Source organism: Pseudoalteromonas sp. Z9A4 (assembly GCF_011378845.1).
GTDB classification, from domain to species: domain Bacteria; phylum Pseudomonadota; class Gammaproteobacteria; order Enterobacterales; family Alteromonadaceae; genus Pseudoalteromonas; species Pseudoalteromonas arctica.
Genome location: NZ_WTLA01000043.1, coordinates 1 through 23,200, shown reverse-complemented (window position 1 = coordinate 23,200; position 23,200 = coordinate 1). Strand labels below are relative to the sequence as shown.

The 23,200-nt window shown below is 36.7% G+C and carries 12 protein-coding genes; 11 read left to right on the top strand and 1 reads right to left on the bottom strand.

Going from position 1 to position 23,200, the window contains the following annotated elements; all coding sequences use genetic code 11:
- On the top strand, nucleotides 1-1,469 hold a 1,469-nt coding region (locus tag GQR54_RS18900), incomplete at its 5' end, for a cytochrome c3 family protein (protein ID WP_166379568.1).
- A gap of 147 nt (nucleotides 1,470-1,616) precedes the next feature.
- On the opposite strand, the gene GQR54_RS18895 is transcribed toward GQR54_RS18900, so the two are convergent.
- Entirely contained in the window at nucleotides 1,617-3,011 is a 1,395-nt protein-coding gene (locus GQR54_RS18895; protein WP_024594235.1) for an MFS transporter, read from the bottom strand.
- Nucleotides 3,012-3,153: 142 nt separating this feature from the next.
- Here GQR54_RS18895 and GQR54_RS18890 point away from each other — a divergent pair, with 142 nt between their 5' ends.
- The 10 genes from GQR54_RS18890 (at nucleotide 3,154) to GQR54_RS18845 (ending at nucleotide 22,755) form a co-directional block, all read left to right on the top strand.
- Nucleotides 3,154-4,179 carry a LacI family DNA-binding transcriptional regulator gene (locus GQR54_RS18890; protein ID WP_024594236.1) on the top strand — a complete coding sequence of 342 codons (1,026 nt, stop codon included), beginning with the start codon at nucleotides 3,154-3,156 and terminating at the stop codon, nucleotides 4,177-4,179.
- A 271-nt stretch (nucleotides 4,180-4,450) separates the two neighbouring features.
- Nucleotides 4,451-6,946, top strand: a complete 2,496-nt coding sequence (locus GQR54_RS18885) for a glycoside hydrolase family 2 (protein WP_024594237.1) — start codon at nucleotides 4,451-4,453, stop codon at nucleotides 6,944-6,946.
- Between the two features lie 196 nt (nucleotides 6,947-7,142).
- The gene (locus GQR54_RS18880; RefSeq protein ID WP_024594238.1) at nucleotides 7,143-8,762 is read left to right on the top strand and encodes a sulfatase; all 1,620 of its coding nucleotides are present in this window, start codon (nucleotides 7,143-7,145) and stop codon (nucleotides 8,760-8,762) included.
- 85 nt (nucleotides 8,763-8,847) lie between these two features.
- Nucleotides 8,848-10,653, top strand: coding sequence for a right-handed parallel beta-helix repeat-containing protein (locus GQR54_RS18875; RefSeq protein WP_166379566.1), 1,806 nt, complete (start codon nucleotides 8,848-8,850; stop codon nucleotides 10,651-10,653).
- Between the two features lie 32 nt (nucleotides 10,654-10,685).
- Nucleotides 10,686-12,566 (top strand): right-handed parallel beta-helix repeat-containing protein, encoded by a 1,881-nt coding sequence (locus GQR54_RS18870; RefSeq protein ID WP_166379564.1) that lies wholly within the window; start codon nucleotides 10,686-10,688, stop codon nucleotides 12,564-12,566.
- 253 nt (nucleotides 12,567-12,819) lie between these two features.
- Entirely contained in the window at nucleotides 12,820-15,519 is a 2,700-nt protein-coding gene (locus tag GQR54_RS18865; RefSeq protein ID WP_166379562.1) for a hypothetical protein, read from the top strand.
- Between the two features lie 65 nt (nucleotides 15,520-15,584).
- On the top strand, nucleotides 15,585-17,552 hold the full coding sequence (locus tag GQR54_RS18860) for a sulfatase (protein WP_024594130.1): 1,968 nt from the start codon (nucleotides 15,585-15,587) through the stop codon (nucleotides 17,550-17,552).
- A gap of 703 nt (nucleotides 17,553-18,255) precedes the next feature.
- Nucleotides 18,256-18,501 (top strand): YfhL family 4Fe-4S dicluster ferredoxin, encoded by a 246-nt coding sequence (locus GQR54_RS18855; protein WP_024594128.1) that lies wholly within the window; start codon nucleotides 18,256-18,258, stop codon nucleotides 18,499-18,501.
- Nucleotides 18,502-18,718: 217 nt separating this feature from the next.
- On the top strand, nucleotides 18,719-19,432 hold the full coding sequence (locus GQR54_RS18850) for a metallophosphoesterase (RefSeq protein ID WP_166379560.1): 714 nt from the start codon (nucleotides 18,719-18,721) through the stop codon (nucleotides 19,430-19,432).
- A 395-nt stretch (nucleotides 19,433-19,827) separates the two neighbouring features.
- Complete coding sequence (locus tag GQR54_RS18845) at nucleotides 19,828-22,755, top strand: TonB-dependent receptor (protein ID WP_166379559.1); 2,928 nt, start codon at nucleotides 19,828-19,830, stop codon at nucleotides 22,753-22,755.
- Nucleotides 22,756-23,200: the final 445 nt, after the last annotated feature.

Here is a 23,200-nt window from a genome sequence, read left to right as displayed (position 1 = left end):
AAATAATTGGCGATAATAAAATTGCTACTTGGCAAGGTGAGCCGCGCGATAACAGCTTTATGCAAGGCTGTTATGCGTGTCATTCGCTTCGAAGCCCATTAACCGATGGCTTTGATAACAGCCAAGCGTTTTTAGACCAATTTAGTCCTTCATTTTTAGAACCAAATTTGTATCACGCCGATGGCCAAATTAAAGAAGAAGTGTATGTGTTTGGCTCTTTTGCACAAAGTAAAATGTACAAAGCCGGAGTTAACTGTGTTGACTGCCACGATAAACACACCATGAAAGTTAAAACAAAAACAAATGGGCTGTGCTTACAGTGCCACAGTGCCAGCGAATATAACAAACCCGAGCATCATCGCCATAAAGAACAATCAACCGGCGCACAATGTGTTAGCTGCCACATGCCAACCAACAGATACATGGGCGTTGATGACAGGCGCGACCACAGCTTTAAAATTCCGCGCCCTGACATATCAATAAAATACGATACACCCAATGCGTGTGTGCAATGCCACGACGGTCAAACAAACGAATGGGCAGCAAGCACGCTTGAAAAATGGCATGGTAAAGCACCGGCATTAAGTGCAAGCGAGCACAGTATGCTTGAGTTACGCTCATTAAAAGCGATATCGCAAAATGCACATATGAGCTTAATTAATGACTTTTCGTTAAATGAAATAGACCGCGCCAGTGCAATTGCCTATTTAGGTAATTCGGGCGCTGAGCTAAACGATGCCACAGTAAAAAGTTGGGTTAACTCGCCGCTTCCGCTTATTCGCTTAGCGATTGCTAAAGTGGGCTTTTTACTCCCCGAAGCAGAGCGCTTAAAAAGCTACAAGCAACTATTAACCGACAAATTAAAGTCGGTGCGTGTTGCTGCTGCGCAAAACCTAAGCCAAACAACAGCGCAGTTAAACGGGCTTAATCAATCAATTATAGAGCTTGCACACGCTAATACCGTCAATACATGGCGCGGTGAAGGTAACATCAATCAAAGTATGCTCGCGCTTAATAAACAAGACATAAACGGTGCTATAAAGTCGTTACAAAAAGGCATTAGCGTTGACCCTTACTTTGATGCAAGTTATGTAAATTTAGCCGATATTTATTATCGCCTTGGTCAAACAGCAAAAATGCAAAGCACGTTAAATAGTGGTTTAAAAGCAGTACCTACCTCTGCGCCGCTACATTATGCAAACGGTATGGCGCTTATTAGAAGCGGTAACAAACCCGCTGCAGTTGATTCATTTAAACACGCAATGACACTTGAGAGTAATAACGTGCAATACGCTTATTTGTACTTTTTAGCGCTAGATAGCATTGGCTCAACAGCGCAGGCCGTGAGTGAATTAAAACTCAAAATGGGCGCTTATAATAATGCGCAGCAGCTTAAAAACTTAGGAATGGGCTTTGCTCAAAAAATAAAAGATAGAAATACTTATAACTACTTCAGTCTATTGAAATAAGACTTGAACCTTAAGTTATAAACGCTACACACGGATTTAATACGCCTATAGAGTTAATCGACCAGTACAAAGGTCGGTTAACTCTATAGAGATTTATAATAGTGGTTTGATATAATTAAAATTAAAAGCCACATTACATTTATAAATTTAAGGCGTCGGGCTATGTTTTTCCGCTAATTGGTGCTTTATTTTTTCAAATGCTTCTTCATCAAGACTGTATTTACTAATAAAAAAATAACCTACAACAGCCGAAATAATTGTACCCGCAACCAAAATAACTCTCATCAATAAAAGAGAGGTAGGTGATTGATTGATTCCAAGTAAGGCGTCAAAACCGATTAAATTTAATGTTAACCCTGAGCCTATCATGGCAATGGTACTTGCAATTGCAATAATCCAGTATTGCAAAGAGGCAAACAAACCTTCTCTACGAACTTTGTTTGCAACTTCATCAGCATCTATTTGATCTGCAATCATTGAAGATACAATGACACCAATGCTGGCCCAAATTGAGCAACATAAAATAGCATCTAAAACCAACCACCAATCATTACCAGGTTGGTATATAAACCACTTAGCAAAGCCGCCGATAATAGTTACTCTATAAGACCACTTTAAGGTATTTACTTTACCTATACGTGTAGAAAGGGATGTCAGCACGTAAATTGCAGCAATACCTGCAATTGCGTATGAGCTCGAAAGTATGCCTTTAGATGTAGCGCCAGCCAGAATATTGCCGTCATTCATGTAGTAGACTAATACGTAGTAATCCATGCTTGCTGCAAAGCTTCCAACTGTAAGTTGTACAGCAATTAAAATGAGCAAAATCTTCATGTTTTTATTTTTTATAATTGCGTTTAAGCTTGAAAGTAAAGGGAGATTTTTATTAACTTCAGTCTTTTTGTAATCACGCTCTTTTAGAAATAGAGCCGGTAGCATACCAAAGCAACCCAAACATACTATAGCAACACCCCAACCCACATATTGCATGCCCAACACAACCCCACCAAAAATACTTAGCTTTGCTAAAGGGAATATCCAATGATAGGTAATACCCCCTAATTTTAAAAAGTAAGTAACAAAGGCCATAACTTTTGTTCGTTCGTGATAGTTGTTAGATGCCTCGTAGGCCAAGCACTTCATTGGTAATGTCCAACACGCATTAAAGGCATAAAATAAAAGCGCCATGAATGAAAAATAATATAGCTGGTATGTTTGCGCCCAATGAATAGGTACCATCCAAATAAACCCAAAAACGATACATGAAAGCCAAGGGAATACGAATAAAAAAGGTCTTCTTCTACCGTAGGGGGTTTGTAATTTATCTGACCAATAACCAACTAGTGGGGAAATGAAACTAGCTACGAAAACAGGAGCTTTTATAGCCAAGGCTAAGAAAAAAGGATCTACACCGAGTGTCATTTGGTAATAAGGAATAGCTAAAATACCGATACCTTGATGAGAGAAAAATATTCCAAGAAAGCCGATACCGAGCAATATTTTTTGTTTAAGCATCACGTCTTTATTATTTAATTGGATCATGGTTTCTCACTAATGCTTAACCACCTTATTTTTATGGTTATAATCAGGCGATATGTAGATTTTTCATTTGAAAAGAGCAAAATTATGGGATAACGTTAGCACAAATTAATTATCTTAACTATTCTTGGAGAACTTAAACTCAATGGTCACTATAAAGGATGTTGCCCGCGTAGCGGATGTATCACCTTCAACGGTTTCTCGTGTAGTGCGAGGAGAAGGGAAGGTAGGTAAAAAATGTCGAGCTAAAGTTCAAAAAGTAATTGATGAAATGGGTTATAGACCCAACACCAATGCAAGAGCATTAGTGAGTAGAAGATCTGAGCTAGTTGGTATTGTTACTCCAGCACTTCACAAGCCTTTTTTTGGCTCTATTGCTTTTGGTGCAGAGACCGCAGCACGCCAAAAGTCATTTCAAGTAATGATGCGTAATTCACATAACGATCCTGAGCACGAAATAGATGCCATAAACTCATTTCGAGAGCACGGTTGCGAAAATATTATTTTGCACAGTAAGTCTGGCTCTGTTGATGATTTAAAAGATCTCGCTGAAAAAATTCCAGGTTTAGTTTTTATTAACCGCTTTATACCTGAATTAGCGTCAAGATGTGTTTGGCTTGATAATGTATCAGGTGGGCGAATGACGGCTGATTATTTATACAGCCAAGGCCATAGAGATATCGCTTTAGTCAGTTTAAATCTCAACAACGATCAAGAAGAACGTATTCGAGGTGTTCGTCAATTTTTTCAATCAAAAGGGATCCCAATCCCTGAAGAAAATATTGTTGAACACAGTCCTGTAAAAGACGTTGTTTCGAATATTGAAGAATATTGTGTGTATGCTGTTAAAGAGTTATACAAAAGAAACGCAAATTTCACAGCGATTGTTGCTTACAATGATGAAATGGCGGTATGCCTCATGAACGCGCTATTTGATATAGGCAAAAGAGTACCTGAAGACGTATCTGTTATGGGGTTTGATGATCTTGATATAGCACATAAATGTCGCCCAGCACTGACGACCATTCGTTACCCTATTATTGAAATGTCTGAGTATGCTACAAAGCTGTCACTACAAATGACTTTAGAAAAAGAAGATATAGTTCAAAGAACGCATTTATTTATGCCTACTTTAGTTGTGCGCAAATCAGTTAAAAAAATAGATTTGTAGGTTATCAGCTCCTATATTTAACTTGTTTTAATTACCTCCTCTTAGGATAACGATCCCCCCTGCTGTTTATCCTGATTAACTCCCAATGTAATTTATTGTAAAGAACGAGGAACATAACTATTTATTTTACGATGAATATCAGTTGTTTATGTTTTTTTATATGATTTTTAAGTTTATATAAAGTTAATGCGATATTGACATACCGTTCAATTAAGTTTAATTTTTAAGGATAACGTTATCCCTATTTAATAAGTCATACAGGAATAGTATTTTGAACTTCAATTTTGTAAATAAATATAAGCCATTAAAAGTACTAATTATGCTAATAAGCATGATTAGTGCTAATTCTTGGGCAAATAATGAGAGAGAAAGTTTTAATGATGGTTGGTTATTTGCCAAAGGTGAGCACGTTGGTGCAGATAAAAGCAAATTTGAAGATTCAAAATGGCGAACGTTAAACTTGCCTCACGACTGGGCAATTGAAGGACCATTTGATAAAACTTACAGTGCTAGAAATGGTGGTTTACCGGTATTTGGAACAGCGTGGTATCGAAAGCATTTTACTTTAGCAAAATCGACCCTTGGGAAATCAGTTTCTATCACCTTCGATGGTGCAATGTCGAACACTGAAATTTTTGTTAATGGAAATAAGGTTATCAGTCGTCCATTTGGGTATATTGCGTTTGAATTTGATATTACACCTTATCTAAACAACCCAGGCGATGAAAATGTGATTTCAGTAAAGTTATCTCCTGAAAATTTTTCAGCTCGTTGGTACTCAGGAGCAGGTATTTATCGTAATACTTGGCTTGAAATTAACGACAAAGTACATATTAAGCAATGGGAAACATTTGTTTCAACCCCAGCTATTACAAAAAATAAAGCGATTGTTGATTATAAAACCACTGTTATTAATACCGAAAAAGTGTCTCAAGCTGTTGTTATAAAAACAAGTATAAAATCAGCTGAGGGTGTTGTAGTCGATGAGACAGCTCTAGATCTTATATTACCTGCAAATAGTGAACATAAAATCCAACATCAACTTAAAATTAGTCAACCTAGGCTATGGGACACTGAAGATCCATATAGATATACGGTAGTTACTAGCGTTGTAAAAGATGGAAAAACTGTTGATGTAAATTCTGTACCGCTAGGTGTTCGAAAAATTGAATTTAAGGCTGACGATGGCTTTTGGCTCAATGACCGAAGAGTTCAAATTCAGGGTGTTTGTTTACACCACGACAATGGGCCGCTAGGCGCTATTGTTAATAAGCGTGCTATTGAAAGAAAGCTAGAAATAATGAAAGAAATGGGCGCTAACTCTGTTCGAACTTCTCATAACCCTCCATCACCAGAGTTGGTTGAATTGGCTGATAAAATGGGAATTTTATTGCAAGTTGAATCTTTCGATATGTGGGAAATTGAAAAACCTGCTGTAGTAAATGGATACAATAAGAACTTTGAACAGTGGCATGACCGCGATTTACGAGACATGATCAAACAATACCGTAACAACCCTTCAGTAATCATGTGGAGTATTGGTAATGAGGTTATGGAGCAGCGCACAGATGACGGTTGGAAAGTTGCTAAAAATTTACAACGTATTGCACATGACGAAGACCCTACCCGTTTAGTTACCAATGGCTTGAGCATGTACCCTGACTTTATAGATAAAGGCATGGCACAAGAAATGGACATTGTGGGTCTAAATTATAAGGCTTATAAATATCAAGAAATTAAGCAAGCACACCCCGATTGGATAATTGTAGGAACGGAGACATCATCTGTTGTAAGTACGCGTGGTGTGTATCATTTCCCAATTGAAAAATATAATAAGCATGAGTCTAAATATGTCACCAGTTTTGATGTGATCACTCCTCCTTGGGCTTATATCCCAGATATAGAATTCGAAAATTTAAAGAATAATCCAAGTGTTATGGGTGAGTATATATGGACAGGTTTTGACTATATTGGCGAGCCTACGCCTTACGGTGGTCGTGATCATGGAAATAAGTTTTATTGGAATCAAGATTGGCCAGCACGAAGTTCATCATTTGGGGCTGTTGATTTAGTTGGATTTAAAAAAGATAGATTTTACCTTTACCAAAGCCAGTGGACAAAAAAACCAATGGTACACGTATTACCACATTGGAACTGGCCCGAAAAAGTCGGTGAAACAATCCCTGTTTTTGCATATACAAATGCTGAAGAGGTTGAGTTATTTGTAAATGGTCAATCTAAAGGAAGAAAACGAAAAGGTGAAGATAAAGTACGCTTACCTGTCAGCCTACGTTACGACAAGTCGGTTAAATACTTTGATTCTCCGTATCGACTGCGTTGGGACGTAGAGTATCAACCTGGTGAAATTAAGGTTGTAGCATATACAAATAATAAAGTGGTTTCTGTTAAAACGGTTAAAACAGCAGGTAAAGCAGCTCAAATAGCGCTATCTCCTGATAGAAAAATACTGAGCGCAGATGGTTATGATCTTTCTTATATCACCGTAGAGATTACAGACAAAGACGGTAATTTAGTTCCTGATGCTGATAATAAAATTAATTTTAAAGTTGAAGGTGCTGGCGAAATTATTGGGGTCGGAAATGGTGATTCGGCAACAACAGCCCCATTTCAAGCTGATTATCGTCATGCCTTTTACGGCAAAGCCATGTTAATCGTTAAAAGTAATAAAAACATGCTAGGGGAAATAAAAGTGACTGCTAGTGGAGAAAAATTAATTTCAGATTCAGTTGTATTAATTAGCCAGTAAGCAGATAGCCCGTGTTGCAGTGGTCGCGGCGATATTTGCCTAGCTGCGATTGGCTGATTAATCGTGGAAGGGAAAAGCATTACTTTAGAGTAGTTAGCTGAGGAGTGTTTTTCTTGGATGAAAATAACAAACGGTTCTGTATTTCAACTTATTGATACATTTAATTGCTTGTATCATTTTTTATAAAAGGCCTTTTATGTTACTTAGAATTTTTTTACCAATAACAATGCTAATTACAGTTAGCGCACACGCTAATGTAGAGGTGAGTACCTCAAAAAGTATTAAAAATATAGATAAAACTAAATTAGCCGTTAATCAAAAAAAACCGACAAATATTTTGTGGATTTATATGGAGGATCAAAATCCGTGGAATAATGCTTGGGGTGATTACACTGTATCAACACCAAATATTAAACAATTTGCAGATCAAGGCGTTCGTTTTACAAATGCACACCAGCCTGCTCCAGTGTGTTCTGCAACACGTTCAGCATTAATTACAGGGCAATATCAAACGACCTTGGGCCTTCAAAATCATCGTTCTAGTCGTGCCAGTTACAATGCGACTTTTTTACCAGAAGGATATAAAACGGTTCCAGAGCTGTTTGTTGATGCTGGATATCAGACATTTAATATTGGTAAAGATGATTACAATTTTAAGTATGATCGTAGCAAACTTTACAATGCTCACGAAGGAAAAGCGGGCTTTCAAGGTGCACATGACGGCACTAAATTTGATTGGGCTAAAAACCTTAAAAATAAACCGTTTTTTGGTCAGATACAGCTACAAGGCGGAAAGCATCATAACTTTAAGGGTAAAGACGTTCCTCAAGTCGACCCTGATAAAATGACGCTTCCACCTTATTATGCAGATACCCCGGCAACACGCGCTGAATGGGCAAAGCATTATAAAACTCAAGTTTTGTCTGATATCGAATTAGGCCAAATTTTAAAAGAGTTAGATGACAATAATATATTAGAAAACACTGCAATTTTTTGGTTTTCAGATCATGGCATGCTGTTACTTCGTCACAAACAGGAGCTTTATGAGGATGGCGTAAAAGTACCTTTAATTATCAGTTGGCCTGCAGGTAAAGAGCTATTAAAAGGTAAAGGTGCTGTAAGAAATGATTTGATCAGCGGTTTAGATATACCAGCAACCAGCCTTGCTTTAGCCGGGATTGATATTCCTTCTTATTATGACGGTAAGAATGTTTTTTCTGAAGAGTTTTCAGGTCGAGATTACGTTATTTCAGCCAAAGATCGAATGGATTATACATTTGACAGAGCGAGAAGCGTACGAACTGAAAAATACCGTTACATACGCCAATTTCATCCAGAGCTTTCGAGCGCTCAACCGCAATACCGCGATAAAAAACAATACTCTATAGAGGCTCGTGCTTTATATGAAGAAGGTAAGCTAACCCCAGTGCAAGCAGCATACTATTCTGCAACAAAGCCGGTAGAGGAGTTATATGATCTGCAATCAGACCCTGACCAAATTAAAAATTTAGCTGCATTGCCTAAGTATAAAAAAGAGCTCTTACGTCATCGCCAAATTTTACTCGATTGGATTGCCAAAACAGACGACAAGGGTGCATATCCAGAGTCTGAGCGAGCAGTTAAAGAGGTGCTTGATATATGGGGTAAAAATTGTGTAAGTACTCAATGTGAAAGCTATCGATTACACCATCCTGATTCAGTAAATATACCGGGTGATAAAGTGTATTCACCAATCCAATGGCCAGCCTACATGCCAAAGCCTAAAACGCCGTATTACAGCGAAATAGAGCATATATACCGAAAGAAATTTCAGTAGCTTAGGCGCTGAGCGCTCAGAAATATTAATTCTGAGCGTTCAATTAAGATCATAAACACAACCCATAAAAAATTGAGACATAAGAATGAATTATAAAACTAAAGTAATCCCCTTAATTTTAAGTGCTTTACCGCTGCTTTCTATGCAGTTGTACGCTAAAGAGGTTTTAACTTTTGAACCGGTAGCGCAGGATATGACCCCGATTATTCGCAGCGCTCTGAAAAATGTAAAAGATAAAGATTTAAAAATTGTATTTAAGAAAGGGACTTATAAGTTTTTACCTGAATATGCATCAAGTGAGTACCGACGAATTACCAATCATGGTAATGGATTAAAAAAAATAGCTTTTTCTTTAGATGGTTTTGACTCAGTTGAAATTGAAGGTGCTGGGTCTGAATTTATTTTTCATGGGCAAATAGCGCCATTTGAATTTTATAATAATAAAAGCGTTAAAGTTAGCAACATTACTATTGATTGGGATATACCGTTTACGTTTGTAGCTGAAGTACTGGCAGTAAATGAGAAACAAGGGTATCGAGACGTAAGGCCTGTTAAAGGCGATCATCAGTGGGATCTTAAAGGAGGAAAAATTCGGTTCCCAAATGTTGATGGATTTAGTTATGACTATTTAGGCTCTACACTTGCTTGGGATAAAAATGAAAAGCGAGTTGTTCATGGTGGTATAGACAGTAAAAGCAAGTCAGATAACGTAGAAGACTTAGGAAATGGTGTTTTAAGAATTCACGAAAAACTTAAAAATCACCCTCCGATTGGCTCGTTAACAAGCTCAAAAGGCGACAGAGAAACACATCGGTACGCACCTGCTTTTCAAGTGAAAAATTCTAAAAATATAGTGTTTGATAATGTAGTTATACATCACGCTTTAGGAATGGGGTTTTTATTTGAAAAAAGTGAAGACATTCAGATTCTAAACTCAGGCGTTTATTTACGTGATGGTTCAGAGCGCTTAATTTCTACAACGGCTGATGCAACTCACTTTGCTAATTGTAAGGGCGATATTTTAATAGAAAATAGTCGTTTTGAAAATATGCTAGATGACGGTGCAAACGTACATGGTACTTACACCATAGTTGACAAAATAATTGATAGTCACACTGTATTGGTCAAGTTTGGTCACTTTGAGCAAACAGGATTTGAGTTTACTGGTCAAGGTGATGAAATTTGGTTTATACACCAGCCAAATACCAAAAGAGAAAATATAAATATAGTTGAATCGGTAAACATAATTAATGAAAATTATACGCAGATTAAGTTCAAAGATAGCTTGCCAAAACAGCTTACCAAAGGTGACTTGTTAGAAAATAAAACGTGGAACCCTACTTTCACAATGCGTAAAACCATCATTAAAAACCACCGCGCGCGTAATGTAGTTTTAAAAACACCATTAAAAACCGTTATTGAAGATAATTTCTTTTCATCAATGATGTCATCAATTTTGTTTCGTGGAGAAACCTTCTTTTGGTACGAATCGGGTGCAGTAGAGGACGTACTCATAAGAAACAATACTTTTGACTATGTAGCTTATGCAGGGAAACCTCATGCGGTTTTAAACATAACACCAAGACTTAGCACAAGTTTTAATCAAGATGAGATATACGATCGCAACATTCGATTTGAAAATAACACAATAAATAGCTTTGGTAATCGTATTGTTTGGGCTGATAGAGTTGGCGGTTTAACGGTGTCGGGTAATACGATTAATCGTAATATTAACCAGCCTGTATTGCATCCAGATAGCCCACTTTTTGAGTTTGTTAACAGTGAAAATATTGAACTTAAAAACAATACTTATAATGGCAAAGTACAACGAGTGCTTATCGTTGATGATAGCTCTAAAGGCACTTTAATAGACGACGGCTCTATTAAGTAACTTCAATCAAATTATATGGCAAAGGATCTTTTATGTTTATTTCTGTCGTTAAATTCACTTTGAGTTTATCTCTATCTCTATCTCTATCTCTATTTCTATTTAGCTTGTGCACTATTGCAAATGATAAAGTGATAGATATAAGCGACTTTGGCGCGATTAAAGATACAGGATCCGACAGTACCCATAGCTTATATAAAGCTTTGCAAGAGGCTAAAAAAATCGGTGCAACAAAAATCACTTTTCCTAAAGGTCGGTACGACTTTTATGAAGAGCGAGCCGCCGATAGATTAATGTATATAAGCAATAATGACCCAGGTATTAAACGTATTACATTTCCTTTGTCATTATTTAATAATCTTGAAATAGATGGAAATAACTCTACTTTTATTTTTCATGGTGGTTTAGTGCCATTTATTTTAGATGAAAGTAGTCATATTATACTTCGTAATTTTTCTATCGACTTTTCTCGGGCTTTTCACTCCGAAGCATTAATTGTTGGTGCTGGAAAAGGGTATTTAGATTTAAAATTTACAGACCAATTCCCTTATAAGATTAATGAGGCCGGTATTTTAAAATTTCAGTCTCAGCTATTTCAAGCCTCAGGAATAAAAAGTAAAGACAGACTTAAACGTAAACAAATTTCGCAAGATGAATATAAATATGAATACAAGCGTGTATTAGAGTTTAACTTTGCACTGCGTGAGCCTGAGTATATGGCGCAAGATATATTTACTGGAAATGCTTTACGTGCTGAAAAGCTAGATGGAGGCGACGTTGTAAGAATTTTTCATCCAAATTTGAAAGCAAAAGTTGGAAATATATTAGTTTTTCAGGCAAAGCATCGTGATTACCCCGGTGTGGTTATTTCAGACAGTAACAATGTCGAACTTCATAATATTACCATTCATCATGCAGGGGGGATGGGAGTAATTGCTCAACGATCTCATAATATTACAATCAAAGACTCTAAAGTCTCTCCTAGCAAAGGGCGTATTGTAAGCACAACAGCGGATGCAACGCATTTTGTTAATTGTACTGGAAAAATTAAGTTGATTGATAACTTATTCGAAAGTCAAAAGGATGATGCAACTAACATACATGGAATTTATGCTGCAATTGATAAAATTATAGATGATAAAACGGTAGAAATTAAGCTACAACATCCACAGCAATTTGGTTTCGATTTTATAGGCTCAGAAACTGAGTTAGAGCTAGTTCATGGCCCCAGTTTGATAACTTATGGGTCAGCTTTGGTTGCAAAGAGTACTCGAGTTAGTAATGAAGTAACGCGAATTGAGTTTGTTAAGCCATTTGATAGCCGGTTACAAAAAGGTGATTCTGTTGCTGAGGTTCGAGATTATGCACACGTCATAATTAAAGGAAATACAATTCGTAAAAACCGAGCCAGAGGTATGTTGTTAAATAGCCGCGGTAAAACGTTAGTTGAAAATAACTATTTTCATACATCGGGATCGGCCATTTTATTTGAAGGCGACGCAAATTTTTGGTTTGAGCAAGGTGGCGTTCGAGATGTAACGATTAAAAATAATATTTTTGAAAATAGTTTTTATAGTCAGTGGGGGCAGGGGGTTATAGCCGTAGACGCTGGAATTGATGAGCAGTTTAAAGAAACATCACGATATAACAAAAATATTGTAATAAAAGGCAACACATTCAAAGTGTTTGATAAAGCGCCTATTCTCAATTTATTTTCTGTTTCACATTTAGTTTTTGAAAATAACATCATTGAAAAAACGACTGGATATCCTGAGCGTAAAAAATATGACTCATTGTTTTTAATAAACAACAGCGACAATATTACCATTTCTATAAATAATATTTTACAAGGATTCTCTGAAAGTAAGTCCCAGCTACTTAGTCCCACAACAACTTATAAAAGAGCTAAAAACTAAAATGAGTATTTTAATAATAAGTACTTTTAGTCAGTTTTATATTGCTTATATAAGCTTTTATAACGCCTACTTTAAATAAACAACGGGTAACTTAAATAAACACGCCACTCTAAAATTTATCTTTTAGGAGCGCACCTCTACACGTTTTTTTAGGGCCTGTTTATAAATTAAGTAGGTAAATATTTAACTATCGCATTAAAACACACACATTATATTAAAGTTTCTCAATTCACCTAAAGGTGAGGGTATATCAATGAAAAAAATTGTTAATAAATTAAGCGCGGCATCAATAACGTTACTTTTCTGTGTTAGCAGCTTTGCAAGTGAAGTTTCACAAGATTATTTTACGACACAGGGCAATGGTCTTCGTCAAATTACAAGTGGTACAGTAAATGGTCAACCCGTTGTTTATACATCTGAATTAGATGGTGCTGTAGCAAGTTATAGTTCAAATGGTGAAGAGCTGTGGCGAAGCGCAACTCAAAATAAAGCAGTACTTTTTGAGATAAATAGTACGGATTTAAATAATGATCAATCTGATGAGCTAATAGCAGCAAGTGCTGATGGAAGTATTTATGCATGGGATACCACATCTAAAAATAAGGTAGCCCCTCTTTGGAAATTTACTCCACCTAAAAAAGTTCGCTTTAGTGAAGTTGCAGTAGCACGTGTTGACGGTGAAAAACGGATTTACGCAGGGGGGAATAACTTTATTTTGTATGAGCTAAATAGTAATGGACAACTACTCAGCGAAACAAAATTAGAGGGTGTGGTTCGCAAAATAGAATCAGGTCGTTTTTTATCCAGCGACAAAGACAGCTTATTTGTTTTTACTTTAGATCGTGATAAGTATCGTTGGGATTTTATGGGATTTATTGACCCTAAATCAAAGAAGGTAATAAGCAAAATTAGCCCTGCAGATCGAAATGTTAAAGACATTTCTAAAAATATGATGATAACGGATATCGACATCGCAGACTTAGATCAGGATGGTTTAGACGATTTATTATTTTTCGGTGATTATAAAAGTGGTCAAAAGTCTGCTGCATCGTTTGTTGCTTACAATAGCAAATTTAAACGCATTGCAGACTTTAAAATAGCATCTGCACAAAGACAGCGTTATGCGCATGTGTACGGCACATCACTATTACCTAAGTATAACGAAATAGTACTTCAATTTGGGGGGCTTACTTATTTAATTGATGCAAAAGGAAAGTTAATAAAACAAGTTGGCGAAAAGCACACCGGCCTTATTTTTAATGATATAGAGTTATCAGCCACTAGCGAAAAACTTTTTGCGGCAGGCCAAATTGGTGGAGGTAATACTATTTATAGTTTTGATTTAAATAATAAAAATTGGTTAGACACTCCTCATCAATTAACCGGTCGGTTAGCGCAAGTTGAAAAAAATATTAATGATTTGTATGAACAAACATTAGCTTTTGAAATGCCAAGTTACCAAAAGAAATCTAATGAACCTTGGGTAATGCTAACTAAAGCAGAGCTAAATAGTGATGTGGAAAAACTCAATGGTGCCGATTTTCTTAGCGTAGCCCAAGAGCGATGGACTGAAAAATGGGATCGCAGCCAATTAGTTAAAAAAATAGGCAAAATTGCGCTTAAGCAAGATCGCCGAGGTAAATACAAAGATACGCGAGAGCAATTAATTAAAAAAGCGAAGGCATTTGAGGCCAAAGGAAAAAGTTTTGTTGTTTGGTCTGGTCACGGTATAGACCCATTTGGGGTTAGTATTGACACAATGGAGGCTATATTAGAGGCCGCTCCTAATACCGCTCTTGGCTTTTTATATGCTGAAATGCACGACCCGAAAGATCCAAGAGTACTTTATTTTATCTCGGAGTATATGCCACGCTTAGCCAAAGCAATGCGTAAGCAAGGCAAAGCAAAATTATATTTTAGATATAAAGATGTTTTTTGGGCTACGACTTCTCAACAGCAACCTTGGAAAGATATGTTTTTTTCTGGGCAGTACGCTGATATTTTAGTTCCTTCTGCTGAGGATACGACATCACGTACGCAAGATATAAATTTTACCGGTAGAGTTGGCATGTTTTTAGGTGGTTATGTTAACGATTACGCAATGAGACTTGTTGATGATAACCCAACCAGTTGGCGTCCTCTTAGCCCTGGTGGACAGCGCAGTGTATCTCCCTACCTTAGAACTGCCGTGTTAAGAGCTGCGTATGGTTCAAGAATGGGTATTATTTTTGATAGCCGTTATACCGAGCAGCCAGGATTAAATGTTCTATTTGCATTAATGAAGTCGGGTGTTTTACCGATTGTTGAAAAAGATGCAATGCAATCAATCGGTTCATGGATGCTAATAAAAGATGTAGACATAGAGTTAGCTCATTCAATAACTAATCATCACGAAATGAATCACTACAGTGAAAATGACTCCAATGCTTTGATGAGTTTAGGGCAAATTCAATGGGCGGGTACAAACTTACCAAAGTATGATTATTCTAGAGCGGCCTTAGGTGTGCAATATAGATGGTTGAATTTCATTCCGCCAATGCCAAATGGCATGATCCCAATCGCCCCTATAGAATCTGCAGCGCAATTAAAAAAACAAAATACCCCTTATTTTGTATCAAATGGAAGAGTCGGTTTTAGTAATGATAAAGAGATAGGTGCAGAAGAATTTTACCCAGAGATGCAACACTCAATTGAGCTCGGAGCACAAAATTTACCTATACGTGTTGAAGGTTCTGCTTGGTCTGTAATTAAGTTAGACGAGAAACATAGCCGTATTATTTTAGTCGATCAAGGCTATATTGACCCTCAAGATAGAGATGTAACTATACATTTTCATAAAAAAGCGAAATGGGTAAAAGATATTTTATCTAAAGAAGCGTTTCATATAACTGATAATAAAATGAACGTTACTGTTCCTGCTGGATCAGTTCGATTTTTTGATGTTGGTTACTAGTAACTAACTAACTAACTAACTAAATAAGCGTACTGAGTGCCGCTATTTTTGTATCTTAATAAGTGATGAATATTATGACAATAAAAAAATTAGGAATGAGACATATACTAACGATATGCCTTGCCTCTGCTCTGTTATCGGGTTGTGAGTCTTCTGCTATATCGAATGATGACTCGCCTATTTCCAAAAAAGCGATTGAAAAAAGGCCAAATTTTGTTTGGTTAGTATCAGAGGATAACTCGAAACGGTATTTAAAATTGTATAACGCTAAAGGCGCTGAAATGCCCAATATAGAGTTTTTGGCAGAGCAAGGCTTAGTGTTTAATAATGCATTTTCTAACTCGCCTGTATGTTCAACAGCAAGAACAACGCTCGCCCTGGGGGCGTATCCTGCTAAATTAGCAATGGAATATCACCGCCCATTTGAGCGTATAAACTTACCTAAAGAATTAAGCACAATAAGTGATTACCTCACTAAAGCAGGTTATTACACGTCAAATGATGCCAAAGAAGACTATAACTTTATCTCACCACAGAATAATTGGAGCTCGTCAAAAAAGGGAGCGAGCTGGCATAATCGCAAAGCAGGCCAACCTTTCTTTCATATGCAAACGTGGAAAACCACGCATGAAGGAAAACTACACTTTCCTGAAAGCGATATAGAAAATTTACCAACGATACATAATCCCAATTTAGTAGAATTAGATCCTATCCACCCCAATACTGAACTATTCAGATATACGTACGCTCGTTATCTCGACTTACATAAAAAAGTAGATAAAGAGATGGGCGTGGTAATAAATCAGCTTAAAGAGGAAGGATTATTAGAGGATACATTCATATTTTATTTTGGTGATCATGGTGGTGTTTTACCAGGTAGCAAAGGGTTTGTTTCACAAAGAGGCCTTAATGTTCCTTTAGTTGTTCGTGTACCAAAGAATTTTCGACATTTATTACATAAAGATTTACAAGCTAAGCTATCGACTCGAGTAGATGGCATTATTAGTTTTATAGATTTTGCCCCTACCTTGCTTGAACTGGCAGGTTTACCTAAATCTAAGTTGCAGGATGGCGAAAGCTTTTTGTCAAAAAATTTAAGTTTAGATGATTTAAATAAGCGTGATACAAACTTTTCATTTGCCGATAGATTTGATGAAAAATACGATATGGTAAGAGGCTTTGGCAAAGGTAAATATAAATATATTCGTAACTATTTACCTTTTAACCCAGATGGATTGTTTTCAAGTTACCGTTATAAACAGGCCGCTTACAGAGAGTGGAAATACCTATTTAAGGCTAACAAGTTAAACTCTGTACAAAGTGCTTTTTTTAAACATAAGCCGTTAGAGGCATTATACGACCTTGAACAAGATCCTTTCGAAACTGAAAATTTAGCACTATTACCACAATACACGGATGAAGTGATTGAAATGCGTACAGGATTACAAAAAAAGCTGCGATCGATGCCCGATTTAGCTTTTTATCCTGAATCTTATTTAGTCGATATTGCAAAAGATGACCCCAATACTTTTGGTTTAAAGCACAAAAGTAATATTGCCCGCTTTATCAATATAATAGATATGAGCCTACAACCGTTTGAACAAGTAAAAAATAAGTTAAAGGCAGTATTGTTATCAAATGAACAATGGGATCGCTATTGGGCAATGAATACGCTGTTATCGTTTGGTAGTGAGGCAAATGAGTTATTACCTTTAATCAATAAAATAAAACTACATGACAGTAGTGCACTTAATCGAGGTAGGGCTATTCAGTACTTGGCTCTTAATCAAGGGATATCTCCCAAGGCTGATTTAGAAAGCTTAATAGAACAAACAGAAAATCCACTAACCGTTTTAGCAATACTAAATATTGCTACTCAATTACATGATGAATTGGATACTACGTTTGATATTAAACTGCAAAAATCATGGGGTAAATTACGTACTAATGCCAGCAGCCCAATGAACAGCTTTAGCCAACGTATGGTTAATAGCTGGTTTAAAGACCGGGTAACTTATTTAAAAACAATCTAGCAATAAACAGCATAACGGCTAAAATTTTTGAGTCGTTATGCTGTTAGCCAAACTACATTGTCAGATATTTCTGCTTTTTAAACTTCAATCAACCTAGTCCACCAAATAAAAGACTTTTGAAGAAACGTACCAAAACCACTTTAAGCTAGAGGTTTCAGTTGGAGCTAAAAACGATTTAGATAAGATCGAGTAAAAAGGCACAATGTTAGATAACGTAAATATGATACGAAGACTGTGTTGTGCTTCATATTTAGATAAACGCTTAGTGTCTAATTTTTTAGTCCCTTGTTTTAAATTCTCTTTTCCTTTAAAAAAGATGATTTTAGTGGCCAAAATAACACACCGATTTATGTGCTGCATAGAAAACGGCGGTTTGAGCTGGTTCCATTCTAGTTTAGCTTTCGTGTATTGAACTTTGGTAAGCGTTGATAAAGAGTGCTTCACTTTGTAATAACCTATATAAATAAAGGCCTTGCGGCGATTTTTATTGATTGAGATCAACAAAGCAACAGAGAAAAATAGGCATAATTCGTGGCTGCAATTTACACCTAAAAATAAAATGGTGTGTTACGAATGTGTGCTACGATTTAAAGAAAAATAAAGGTTTATTATTGAACTGGACTTGTATCAAAAGTAGTCAAAAAACATTTAGTTTAGCTCTATCTTTTTGTTTTATAATGATATTAATTGAAGAGGCTTATAAGTGGCTCTACTCATAAATAACAAATGCATTAACTGCGACATGTGCGATCCTGAATGCCCTAATGAGGCTATTTATATGGGAGCTAAAATATATCAAATTGATGCTAGTAAATGTACTGAATGTGTAGGGCATTACGATAAACCTACTTGTGTAAGTGTTTGCCCTATTGACTGTATAAAGCCTGATCCAAATAAGCGTGAAAGCTTAGATGAACTGGCTGATAAATATGTGCTGTTAACTAGCTAATAGCTTGTTTAGGTATTTTGCTAAGCCGCTTTTTACTATCGGCTAAAAACTATCTACATTACTTATGTAGCTTGTAGCAAAAATCCGCCGTCATGTGTTTTTAGTTTCAATCAAATCTTATTACCTTCATTAATTATCAACTATATTGTGTTACCTTAAGGCTTTATAAACTCAAGTATTAATCTAAGTTTTAGATTGCATTCTATAGGAGTCTATTTTGGATATAGGTATTAACGCTATTCAGGCTGTATCTTCAAAACAAGCCGTATTCATAAATGATAAGTGCCGAGTATTTGTAATTGGCGATCTTGATGGTGATTTACCAGCGTTAAAAAGCGCACTTAATACCGTAAATTTTAACCCGCAAAGCGACACTTTATTTTGTTTAGGTGATTTTATTGATCGTGGGGATAAAACATATGATTTATTTACGTACTTACACGAAATTAAGGCATGTTTGATATTAGGTAATCATGAGCATTTAATGCTGGAGTCATTATTAAGTAATGATGCTGCCGCTTTTAAATTATGGACGGACAATGGTGGCAATTGGCATAAGTATGTATCGAGTGAAAAGCTCGATGTTATGTGTAATGAGTTACTAACAAAGCCGCTTTCGATAGTACTTGAATATCGCGGTTATAAAATTGGGTTGTCTCATACATTTCCGCAATCGTGGGATTGGGAAAATTATCCTGATGATAAATCGGTGACTGTGCAATCTCTATTGTGGGATCGCGAAGTAGTTAAACAAAATAAGGTAGTTAAAAGTCATGGAGTCGACTTTTCAATACATGGACATAACTCAACTAAAGCACCTTTCTGGGTTGGCAATAGTTACCATATAGATACTAACTATCACGGTGGAAAGCCTACATTACTCGAGCTTTCAGAGGTTATTGCTACACTTGAAAAGTCATCTGTTCTTTAGGGTTTTCTACTTTTTAAATATCATTCGGCAGCTTTGCTTTTTAAAATGTAAGCTGCTGACTACATCTCCTAATTATACACCTTCGTTTTCTATATACACTTTATGATGATTTACCCACTGTAATTATTTTATCAAGCTATTAAACACAGCAAAGCCTCTCTTAGTTTGTTAATTAAGAGCGGCTTTGATGTGTGGGCTGGGTTTTAACTTTCATTTAATAGGTATAAATACAGTTAAAAGAGGATCCACTCGATTTTATATTGTTGGTTAACAAACCATTAAGTTTGGCTGTGTAAAATTAGGAACAATTTTTGCCATTACGTAAATAGTTTACGTAAAAGGACTAACTTCTCGCTTTAGTTTTATGAGCAGATTTAAATGGAACAACCTCTCACATGATATTAGCAAGTATATACCCTTTCCCTTTTTCAACGTTTTGTAAGTCATCACTTTATGTATCAATTTTTTCTGTTTTGGGTTCTACGTGTGCTTTTGCAGCGCAAGAAAACGAAAACTCGCAGCACACAAAAGATATAGAAGTAATAGAAGTACGTGGTATCCGTTCAAGCATGGCCGAAAACTTAGATGTAAAACGTATGTCAGGCTCTGTGGTTGATGCAATTACCGCTGAAGATATTGGAAAATTCCCTGATAAAAATGTAGCAGACTCTCTTCAGCGTGTACCCGGTGTGGTAATTGAGCGTGATGGTGGGGAAGGTTCGTCAGTCAGTATTCGTGGTTTATCATCAGAACTTACTTTTACACAGCTTAATGGTAATTTTATTGCGTCTTCCCCGGGTGAACCTTCGCGTTCATTTGACTATGCTTTGTTACCGTCTTCGATGATTGAAAGTGTCGAGATTTATAAATCGCCAGAGGCACGCTTAGATGAAGGTGGGGTTGGTGGTACTGTATTAATGCATAGCCGAAAACCTTTAAGTATGGATGCAAACTCAGGTGTATTTAATGTAGAGAGTACTTACGCTGATGTTACAAAAGAATACGAACCACAGTTTACGGGTTTATATTCATGGAAAAACGATGACGAAGACTTCGGTGTATTGGTAGGCTATACGTATCAGGAGCGGACAAACCGAACTCTTTCGGGCGGAACTGATTCAAATGTGTGGCGTTACACCGGCGGTGGACAACCTTCAGATATAAACAGTAACGCAGTTGATAACAATAACGGCTGGGATACTATTAATGATGCAAACGGAAACAGTTACGATGGAGTTTGGTTTCCACAAGTTGTGCGAGGTTCAGTTCTTAACGAAAAACGTGAGCGTGAAGGAATTCAATTTAGTACGCAATGGCGACCAACAAATCGTTTAGAGCTTGGATTTAATTACTTTGGCTTTACGCTCGGGCAAGACAGAACAGAATCTGTGATTGATATACCTGAGTGGTCTTTAAATTCTGATTTTTTAACTGATGTAAATCTTGATGAGTCGGGCACTATTGTCACTGGTATGCAATACGATGCGATGGCAAGCGGTATTGAAAGTGATATGCAGCTTCCGTGGATGCGCGGCAGTTATGTGCGCGAAGAATCTACCTCCGATACTTTTGATTTTAATTTAACTTATGAAGGCGATAATTTTAAAGCGCGTTTTGTTGTGGGTAATACAAAATCAGAAGGAGGGCCAGAAGAAAGCTGGGAGGCTGCATATAAAAGTTCAAACGCCGGCGAAAACGCCACTGCTATACAAAATGCAGCTCAAACGGCAGGCTGGTCACTCAACCAAAATAATGTATCACTTAATATCGACCCTAATACATTAACTAACTTACAAAAAGGTATAGGAGGCGGTCGTGATGCTGGCTCTTCAAACTCAAGTTTTGTACGCAGTGAGCTTGAGGAAGATTACTACCAGGCTGGTGTGGATTTTTATGTTGATTGGGGCTTTTTAAAAACAATTAGAACCGGTGTCAAATATCGTAACTCCACGCTTCATCGTGAAACTGGCAATACCTTCTTTTTAGATCCTAATTTTGATATTGCTGCGGGCGAAGCAAGCGAGCAAGGTATTACTCGTTTTGATAGCTACCAGTGGAATGGTGGAATGCCATTAGCTCAAAATGTATTTACTAGTGAGAATAATATTACTGGTGGTTTTGATATAAACCAAATGCCAAGTATCGACTGGAATAAATACCGCGATATGGTCACTGCTAATTATGTACCTTATACACGTATTGAAGATAATTTTGTGTACGATATAGAAGAAAAGATATCTGCTTTTTATATTCAAGGCGATTTTGAATTTAGTGAAGTAAGAGGTAATTTGGGCGTGCGTGTTGTGCAAACAAAAACATTTACTTCATCTACCGACTTATATACCTACCAATTAGATCACACAAATGATGAAACAGGTGAGCCAGTAACAGGTGACGCTCGTTTTGTAGAAGACTATCAATTAGTCACTCAGCAAAACAAAGACACTCAAATACTACCAAGCTTTAATATAGCGTGGGATGCAACCGACGATTTAGTTATTCGTGGGGCAATAGCAAAAGTAATGTCTCGTCCTGATTACAGCGATTTAGGTGCGCAGCAACGCATTACATTCGTATCAGATGAATGGGCAGAAGATAGAGCCGCATTTAACGAGCTTTCTGGCTTTAGCGGAAACGGCGGTAATAAAAACTTAAAACCGTTTGAGTCAGTACAAAGTGATTTATCTATTGAGTATTATTACAGCGAAGGCTCAGCAGCTGGTTTGGCACTATTTTACAAAAAGGTCGATAACTTTGTTGTGCCGCTTGTAATTGGTGCGCAGCAAAACTTTGCAGGAAAAAATAATATAGTAGATGCGGGTACTATTAATATAGCTCCGTATAGCACTGTAGGTAATGGTACCGATGCAATATCTAAAGGCGCGGAAGTATTTATTCAGCATGCCTTTGATAATGGTTTTGGTTTTTACGCAAACTACACTTATAACAAAACCAACAAAGCAGATGTAACCGTAAATGGTAAAGAGTTTGGTCAGTCGGCATTAATAGGCAGTGCAAAGTATCAGTACAACACCTCTGTTTATTACGAGGGTGACGCTTTTAATATACGTGCATCATATAATAAACGAGGAGAGACAGTATTAGGCCTTAATAGTGGGTTAAATGTATATCAAGATCCATACGAACAGGTTGATGTTAATGCATCGGTTAATTTGTATGAAGGGCTAAGTTTAACAGCTGCTGTTATTAATTTAACTAAGTCGGAATCGGTAACGCGTTTAGGTGATGATACAGATGCACGATTACTTAACTCGAGCTATTCGGGTCGGCGCTATTACGCAGGCGTTAATTACAGCTTTTAATTAACGGCATAGGCAATATTTTATCAAAAGCCAACTGACTAACTTTAGTTGGCTTAACCTAACGGAGCCAAATAATATAATTTTATGTATGCACATAGTTTTGTCGCTCATACATTGGTTGTTTAATAGGCATAAAAAGCCTCATAGCCCTTTATTTGTATAGCTTTCATACTAAATTCATTTAATTGTCAAAAAGCTGAAATAAAGTATTGACCCTCACTCGTTTATCCCTATAATGCGACCCCACTGAGACGGGAAACGCCAACGCATAGCGAGGCACGAACAACTCAGAGAGTTAAATAAAACTTCGGTTTTAAATTATCTAAAAAGAAAGTTTAAAACTAAGTGTTGACTCAAAAAATAAAGGGTGTATCATTCGCATCCCTTGAGACGCTAAAGCGACTCAAAACGTTCTTTAACAATATAAAGCAATCATCTGTGTGGG

Excerpts from the sequence above, each read along its gene's own strand:
- GQR54_RS18895 (WP_024594235.1), bottom strand. The coding sequence starts at position 3,011 with ATGATCCAATTAAATAATAAAGACGTGATGCTTAAACAAAAAATATTG.
- GQR54_RS18890 (WP_024594236.1), top strand. The coding sequence starts at position 3,154 with ATGGTCACTATAAAGGATGTTGCCCGCGTAGCGGATGTATCACCTTCA.
- GQR54_RS18880 (WP_024594238.1), top strand. The coding sequence starts at position 7,143 with ATGTTACTTAGAATTTTTTTACCAATAACAATGCTAATTACAGTTAGC.
- GQR54_RS18875 (WP_166379566.1), top strand. The coding sequence starts at position 8,848 with ATGAATTATAAAACTAAAGTAATCCCCTTAATTTTAAGTGCTTTACCG.
- GQR54_RS18870 (WP_166379564.1), top strand. The coding sequence starts at position 10,686 with ATGTTTATTTCTGTCGTTAAATTCACTTTGAGTTTATCTCTATCTCTA.
- GQR54_RS18865 (WP_166379562.1), top strand. The coding sequence starts at position 12,820 with ATGAAAAAAATTGTTAATAAATTAAGCGCGGCATCAATAACGTTACTT.
- GQR54_RS18860 (WP_024594130.1), top strand. The coding sequence starts at position 15,585 with ATGAATATTATGACAATAAAAAAATTAGGAATGAGACATATACTAACG.
- GQR54_RS18845 (WP_166379559.1), top strand. The coding sequence starts at position 19,828 with ATGATATTAGCAAGTATATACCCTTTCCCTTTTTCAACGTTTTGTAAG.